The organism is Streptomyces sp. NPDC029836 (assembly GCF_055574495.1).
In genome coordinates, this window is sequence record NZ_JBVHZI010000036.1 from 1 (window position 1) to 7,334 (window position 7,334).

General features: G+C 70.1%; 3 protein-coding genes. 2 read left to right on the forward strand and 1 reads right to left on the reverse strand.

The annotated features are described in order from the left end of the window. Window positions 1-126 precede the first annotated feature (126 nt). Both ACZ4XJ_RS37230 and rox read left to right on the forward strand, forming a co-directional pair. Window positions 127-627: a GNAT family N-acetyltransferase gene (locus ACZ4XJ_RS37230; RefSeq protein ID WP_362884627.1), complete on the forward strand. Its 501-nt coding sequence runs from the start codon at window positions 127-129 to the stop codon at window positions 625-627. Between the two features lie 1,387 nt (window positions 628-2,014). After that, a complete protein-coding gene (gene rox, locus ACZ4XJ_RS37235; protein WP_468498869.1) occupies window positions 2,015-3,451 on the forward strand; it encodes a rifampin monooxygenase in 1,437 nt (478 codons plus the stop codon). Between the two features lie 500 nt (window positions 3,452-3,951). Here the strand turns inward: rox and ACZ4XJ_RS37240 are convergent, their stop codons facing one another. Then, complete coding sequence (locus tag ACZ4XJ_RS37240; protein ID WP_468498868.1) at window positions 3,952-4,371, reverse strand: hypothetical protein; 420 nt, start codon at window positions 4,369-4,371, stop codon at window positions 3,952-3,954. Window positions 4,372-7,334: the final 2,963 nt, after the last annotated feature.

Here is a 7,334-nt window from a genome sequence, read left to right on the forward strand (position 1 = left end):
GGACCCTGTGGGAGAGTAGGACGCCGCCGAACAATCATTGTGGGAAAGCCCCGCACCAGCCCTTCAGGGTTCGGTGCGGGGCTTTTCTGCGTTTACGGCCGGGTCGCCGTTCCGTAGCATCGGCGCATGCCCAGCCTTCGGTTGCTTCGCTTCGACCACGCGCCGGCACTCCTCGCTTTCGAGCGCGAGAACCGGGCCTACTTCGCCGCCTCCGTTCCCGACCGAGGGGACACGTACTTCGCCGGGTTCCAGGAACGACATCGTGAGCTGATGGCCGAGCAGGAGGCCGGTCTCCACTTCTTCCACGTCCTGGTGGACGAGGACGGACAAGTGCTGGGGCGGGTCAACCTGATCGATGTGGCCGATGGCTCCGCCGAGCTCGGATACCGGATCGCAGAACGTGCTGCCGGGCGCGGTCTGGCCACGGCCGCGGTCCGTGAGGTGTGTGCCTTGGCCGGGGCGGAGTACGGGCTGACCACGCTGAGGGCCGTCACCACCCTCGACAATCCGGGGTCTCGCACGGTGCTGACCCGTACCGGCTTCACCCCCGTGGGCGAGCTCCTCCTGGACGGCCGGCCCGGGTTGAGCTTCGTACGGCCACTGGATGGCGGCCCCGGGTCCGGGTGAGGGGTGGCGAGGCGCGAGCACGGTGCAGGGGCGAAGGGAAGTCGACCCGGCGGAGTCGGGGGAGGCCGGGGAGGCCGTATGGACGTGGGAGCGCGAGCTGCCGCTCACGTACGTACTGGTCAGCGAGGAAGCTGACGATCGAGGATTGTGCCCCAACCGGGCGCTTGCTCAAAGCTGTTGAGCGGCTCGGCCGGCGACGGGAAGAGTGGGACGAGCTCCTCGAGCTGGGGACGCTCGGGCTCATCGTGGACCATCCGGTGCCGGGGGTCGATCCAGGGGCCGACCTGATCCACGCGTGGGCACGCCGACCAATGGGAGCTGCTCGACCGGTCCTGACGGGCTGCCGACCTTCGTCCGTGGACGAGTCGTTGGTCGATCTGTTCATTGAGGCCGCGGGGCGACGCCGACATCGTCAGGCTGCTTGCCGTGGACCGGACCCGGCCGGATCATGTGGCACCAGGAGCACGTGGGGTTGCTGGTCATCGCCTCCCGTCCGTCCGAACTCGGCGGAGCCGTCGTGAACTTGTGGCTGGGGGAAGGCCTCGCCCACCGGCCCGATCCGCCCGTCCGACCGGTCTGGGATGCATGGTTCGCGGGTCCGCCGACCGAGCGGGGCGAGTGCATCGACCCTCCTGCCGCGGGCCCGGCCGAGTGGGCAGCCTTCGCGGCCGCCCGTCGGGGCGCGGGCCGACAGTTGCCGGGTCCCGGACGGGACCTCGATGGTCGGCACGTCACCGATATCCCCGGGTTCGTGTGCGCGATCGGCGAGGCGTGCTGGCACACGTTGCGCGGTTGTCCGTGCGGTGGGGACGTGCCACCCGCGCCGTGCACGCTGATCTGGGACGAGGCGGAGGTGGCCCGGCGGGCGCTCGGTGCGGTGACCGTGGACACGGAGGGGGAGACGCCGTATGTCGATGACGTTCTTCCGTTGCCGGCACGCGTGGAATCACCGTCGAACTCCGCTGATGTGCGGCGCGGGCCGTGCGGCCAAGGGTTCGCCGGACGGTTTGGACGGCTTGGACGGGCTTGGCCTTCGTCGTCGTCGCCGGCGACGGGCTGGGACCAGCCGTCGACTGCGGCCGGACACAAGCAGAGGCAAGGAGGTTGACCACTCCTTGCCACTCTCAAGATATAGCGGGTGGGGGGTCTTGCGGCAAGACCCGGGTCGTGACGCAGAATTTCCCACCTGAGCCGTAAACCGGCCGATATCCCGGTTACGCGCGGTGTGTGCGGTTTTGCCGATATATGGATCCGCGTCCCGGACGGGCTGCACAAAGGGCGGACGAACGGGATCGCGCGGGTCGAGCCGGTCGTGCGCGTGCGCGCACGGCCCGATGCACCGGGCGGAGCGGCCGGCGAAATCAATCTCGTTGAGTGGGGCGTTTGCATGGTGGACGTGATCGTTGCCGGTGGTGGACCTACCGGCCTGATGCTTGCCGCGGAATTGCGGCTGCACGGCGTTGCCGTACTCGTGCTGGAGAAGGAGTCGGAACCGGCGGGGCATTCCCGCGCCCGCGGGCTGCACGCGCGCAGCGTCGAGGTGATGGACCAGCGCGGCCTGGTGGACCGCTTCCTCCCGCTCGGCGAGAAGTTCGCGGTCGGCGGCTTCTTCGCCGGCATCAGTACGGCGTGGCCCGCGCGGCTGGACACCACGCACTCGTACGTCCTCGCCATTCCGCAGGCCGACACGGAGCGGCTGTTGGCGGCGCGCGCCACCGAGCTCGGGGCCGAGATCCGGCGCGGCTGCGAGCTCGTCGGCCTGAGCCAGGACGAGGACGGGGTGAGCGTCGGGCTGGCGGACGGTACGGAACTGCGTTCGCGCTACCTCGTCGGCTGCGACGGCGGGCGCAGCACGGTGCGCAAGTTGATCGGAGTGGGGTTTCCGGGGGAGCCGTCCAGGACGGAGACGCTGCTGGGCGACATGGAGGTGGGTGTGCCGGCGGAGACGTTGGGCGCGGTGATCGCCGAAGTGCGCAAGACGCAGCTGCGGTTCGGCGCGATCCCCGAAGGGGACGGGGTGTACCGCGTCATCGTCCCCGCGAACGGGGTGGCCGAGGACCGTACGACTGCGCCGACGCTGGAGGAGTTCAAGAGGCAGCTACGGGTCGTCGCGGGGATCGACTTCGGTGTCCACTCGCCGCGGTGGCTGTCCCGCTTCGGCGACGCCACCCGGTTGGCCGAGCGCTACCGGGTCGGCCGTGTTCTGCTGGCCGGCGACGCGGCGCACGTCCACCCGCCGACCGGCGGGCAGGGACTGAACCTGGGGGTCCAGGACGCGTTCAACCTCGGGTGGAAACTGGCCGCCGAGGTGGCCGGGTGGGCGCCGGAGGGCCTGCTGGACAGCTATCACGACGAACGGCATCCGGTGGCCGCCGACGTACTGGACAACACCCGCGCGCAGATGGAGCTGTTGTCCCCCGAGCCGGGTCCCCGGGCGGTACGCCGGTTGCTGTCCGAGCTGATGGAGTTCGAGGAGGTGAACCGGTACCTGATCGAGAAGATCACCGCGATCGGCGTCCGCTACGACTTCGGCGAGGGCCACGAACTGCTCGGCCGGCGGATGCGGGACGTGGAGCTGAAGCGCGGCCGCCTCTACGAATTGATGCACGACGGTCGCGGACTGCTGCTCGACCGGACCGGGTGGCTTTCGGTGGCAGGCTGGGGGGACCGGGTCGACCACGTCGTCGACGTCGTCGATGCCGGTACTCCACTGGGGCTGCCGGCAGTGCTGTTGCGGCCGGACGGGCATGTCGCGTGGGTCGGCGACGACCAGCGGGACCTGTCCGATCGTCTGGCGCGCTGGTTCGGCGTCCCTGCGGCCTGATCCCGCGGGCCCGTCCGCCGTCGAAGCCCGACGTGTAGCCGTGTGCGTCACGGCACCTCTGCCCCGGGGGAGGGGCTCCGGTCGCTCCGAGCAAGGGGAACAGGGCCGCGTTGAGTCGGGGGTCCGGGCACCCGGGTGGCGTGGCTGATCTTTTGTGGGATGACGTGAGCTGCTTCTTCGACGCGGAGTTGATGGGGACGTTGCCGGACGTGCATGTCCCGGATTGCTCGGCGGACGACTGGCAGGCGGTCCTTGACCTTGTCCGGGAGAGGGGCTGGGAGTGCCGATACTCCGAAGACGAGACGGCACTGCCCGTACCCCGGGCGGAGAGGGCGCTGTACCACCCGGCGGACGCCGAGCGTCCCTAACCGGCGGGTCCGGCCGACCGTCGGCATGTTGCCGACGGGTTGGCGGACGGCTCCGGCTCGGAGCATCGCGGAGAGCACGTCGGCCAGGCGTCTCCTGTGGCGGAGCGGGCGGGGCCCCGGGGGCGTGGTCGGTCAGGGCAGCCGGCCGCGGCGTCGGCCTGCCTGGTGCTGCTCGGCGGAAGTACGGGGAGGAGGACTGGGCTTGGCGGCGTAGTCATCGGTGAGGATGCTGCAGGTGCACCAGTCGCCCGTGCACGGGCTGCCGGCCTCTGCTCCGTAGGGGCCGAGGCCGGTCATCAAGCGGAGGACCTCCGTACGGTCCGGCGTGGTGAGAGCGGGGAGCGTTGCCCGGGACAGCAACTGCCAAGCGGCCGGATCGTCGTCCATGTCACCGATGACCTGTGCGTCGATGAACAAGGTGTAGAGCGGATGCTCGGGGAAATCGTTGAGCCGCAGGACCCACCAACATCCGTCGAGTCGTGTCGCGTAGGGGAAGACAGCCGTTGCCGTGTCGTGCCATGTGACCCCTGCGGGCAGTGCGGGGAGCTTCATGACCGGGGCGCCCGGGTCGATGGGACGGGCAGGAGTGGCCCGGTTGGGTGGAGGTACAGGGCGCAGGCGCAGTCCAGTGCTTTCTCGGAGACCCCATGGGTGAGCCGCTGGGCAGGGTGCCGTCCTCGCGGTCGTCCCGACCGGCCACCTGGGGCGAGAGGCCCCAGGTGTGAGGGGCGCCGGTGAAACGCAGGCGGCGCGGCGAGAGCGGTGTCTCGCGGGGCAGTCCGCCGGCCACGTAGGCGATTCCTGCCCGGTGCCGGACCGTCATGCCGGTCAACTGCGGCCGGTGGGCGCGGGCGTGGCTGTTCAGGCGCGGGCGCAGTGATATCTGCAGGGAGGACGGCGGGCTCTTCGGCACGGCCATCACCCTGCAGGCTTTGGACGGCCTGCGCCAGGGTCAGCGTCTGGGTCGGTGGTGGACGCAGCGGTGGCCGAGAGGTGCGGGCGTGCTGGAGAAGCTGTCGGCGTCGGCGCTCGCGCCGATCCGGCGGGCACTGCGAGCGCCCATCGTCCTCGCGACGGTTGACGGGCCGGCCGACGCTGCCATCGCGCGGAAGCCGGAGGTCTCGGTGAACAAGGTGCGCCAGGCGGGACCGGTTGGCCGTCGGCGGTCCGGACGGTCCGGATGGTCCGGACGGTCCGGAGGACACGAAGCGGTCGGGGCGGCCCCGGAAAATGCGGGTGCGAGGCGCGCGTGGCGGTGGCGGCCGCCCCCACCGGCGCACCACCGAACCCGGAATCGACGTGATCCCACCGCACGATCGTCGGGCTGGTGGCGGGCAGGATGTTCACGCGATCTCCGCGTCCCAGATCGGACGGATCCCGGCGCACCTGGACCTCACGCCGCACCGGGTGCGCGACTGGCTTACGGCCGCGACACTCCCCGCTTCCGGTTGTACCGCATCCCCGCGCGCCGGAGCGGTGGTGCCGTCGGTTGATGGGGTGGCCGGGATCGGCACCCGCTCGTACAGGTACGTCGGCAACGGAGCCGGTCCCGGCCCCCCTGTCCGGCAAGAGTTCCAAGTGCAAGCGGCACGGCACTGTCTCGATTGCGGCCGCTTCGACGTGACCACCGGCGAGCTGCTCAGCCGGCCCGTCGTCCGCAGCGACGCGGAAACCGGCCCTACGACGGCACCCCCCCCCACAGAACAGGGCGATCAACACCCTCGACGGACTTCCCGCAAGGATCCGGGAGGATGACATCGGAGCTTCCAGCGGGATTGTGGAGCCGGCGTGCGACCGAGGCCGCGGCTTCGTCGGCCAGGTCCTGGTGGGTGCCGATGAACGTCCCGAGCTCGAGGGTCGTGTCCGTGGCGTCGGCCTGGCTCTGCTCCGTCAGCGGTAGGCGGTCCGCCGGGGAGCCGACCGAGCAGCCCATCACCGTGGCGACGGGCGGGTGACAGGGGTCTGATCGAGGCCGGCTCGTGTATGGCCTGGAGTTCCGCGACAGCTCATGGAGCTTGTACTCCGAGCGGTGCAGGGAACTTGGCGAGGTGCTGGGACCCCGGGCCCCGCACCCACGCTACGAGGACAGCCTTCCGGTTCGGGTGACAGCGGCACTCAAGCTCCGCCATCAGCGGGTGCGCGGCTACCTGGCACGCCCTGCGCTGACCTGCTGGCTGTGGCTTATGCCCGCCTCGTCTGGCCAAGGCGTACGGAGACGTTACACCTCTCCCCAAAGGGTCGGAGACTCTTCCAAGGGTGTTGCGACGTGCGCTCGTGCAGGGCGGCACCGAGGGGTGTGGGTGTCCCTGCTGATCCCACGCGCGTCGCGGATGGATGCTGCCGTGGCCGTACCGACTGGGAGATCGACGACGGATCCACGGACCACCTCCTGACCATGGTCCGCGGCCTGCTGAGTCTTCGGGCGCGGAGGCGGGGTCAGGAGGACAAGGCGATGCGACTGTGGGCGTAGGGATGGCTGGGGTGCCCCGCGCCCGCGACTTCGGCGCTGGGATCGCTGATGCCGATGATCATTTCCGGCGGCCCGGTGATCGGATGCTCCACGGGGTGCTGGGCGTGGTGAGAAGGGGCCAAGAGGTCGGACCGGAGCCAGGGCCGGAACGCGCTGTGCGGACGGAACCAGGCGGAGCCGTAGTGCCCCGGGGCGACGGCGGTGGAGTCGCGTTGTCCCTCGACGGCGACAGCCCCGTCCTCCGGGTCACCGCGGAAGTGCGGCGTAGTGGTGGCTGTGGAGGAGAGGCGTCCCGCTCACGTGTTCCACCAGGCGGCGGCTGCGCCACCCCGCCTTCGTGCGAGCAGTGCTCGTTCCGGGCGCGGGCCACGAGCGCTCCTGCTTCCGGTGAGTGCGAGGGATGTGGAGATGGGAGGGGGCAGGGAAGTCCGCTCCGAGGAATTCGCCTGCGGTAAGGAGCGGGAAGACGTGCCGGCTCCCCGCTGCGTTCGTGCGGACCGGCGGGAACGTGGACGGGGGACGGGGGGATGCCCGGCTCGTGGGTCGTGGGGTAGCCGGGCGAATCGACGCGGACCAGCGACCCGAGCTTTCCGGCGGAGCCGGTTGCGGAGACGTACGACGTCGCCCTCGAACAGCCAGGTCTGTGAGGAGGAGGCCGAACATGGCGACGGTGTCGTCACGACGGAGCGTCGCCAAGCAGGGATGCGTGGCGCGCCGGGCTGCTGTCTCGTGCGCCTGGTGCGGGCCTGGCGTGGAGGGGAGGTGCCAGGCGTGGACGCCCCCCCCGGGCCGTTTTGACTCTCCCCAGGCGAGGGTTGTAGAGTTAAACGGTTGCCTCGAACCGGACAGGTTCGGCGACATCCCCCACACTTCACAAGGACTTCGATTCTCGTGAGGTGTACTCGACTCTTCATTCGAGAAGCGAAAGCCGGGAAATCCGGTGGCGAACTTCTGATAGAGTCGGAATCGCCGGAAAGGGAAAAGCGCGAAAGCGCAGGACCTGGAAAGCACCGAGGAAATCGGGCCCGAGAGAGTCTGATAGAGT

Excerpts from the sequence above, each read along its gene's own strand:
- ACZ4XJ_RS37230 (WP_362884627.1), top strand. The coding sequence starts at position 127 with ATGCCCAGCCTTCGGTTGCTTCGCTTCGACCACGCGCCGGCACTCCTC.
- rox (WP_468498869.1), top strand. The coding sequence starts at position 2,015 with ATGGTGGACGTGATCGTTGCCGGTGGTGGACCTACCGGCCTGATGCTT.
- ACZ4XJ_RS37240 (WP_468498868.1), bottom strand. The coding sequence starts at position 4,371 with ATGAAGCTCCCCGCACTGCCCGCAGGGGTCACATGGCACGACACGGCA.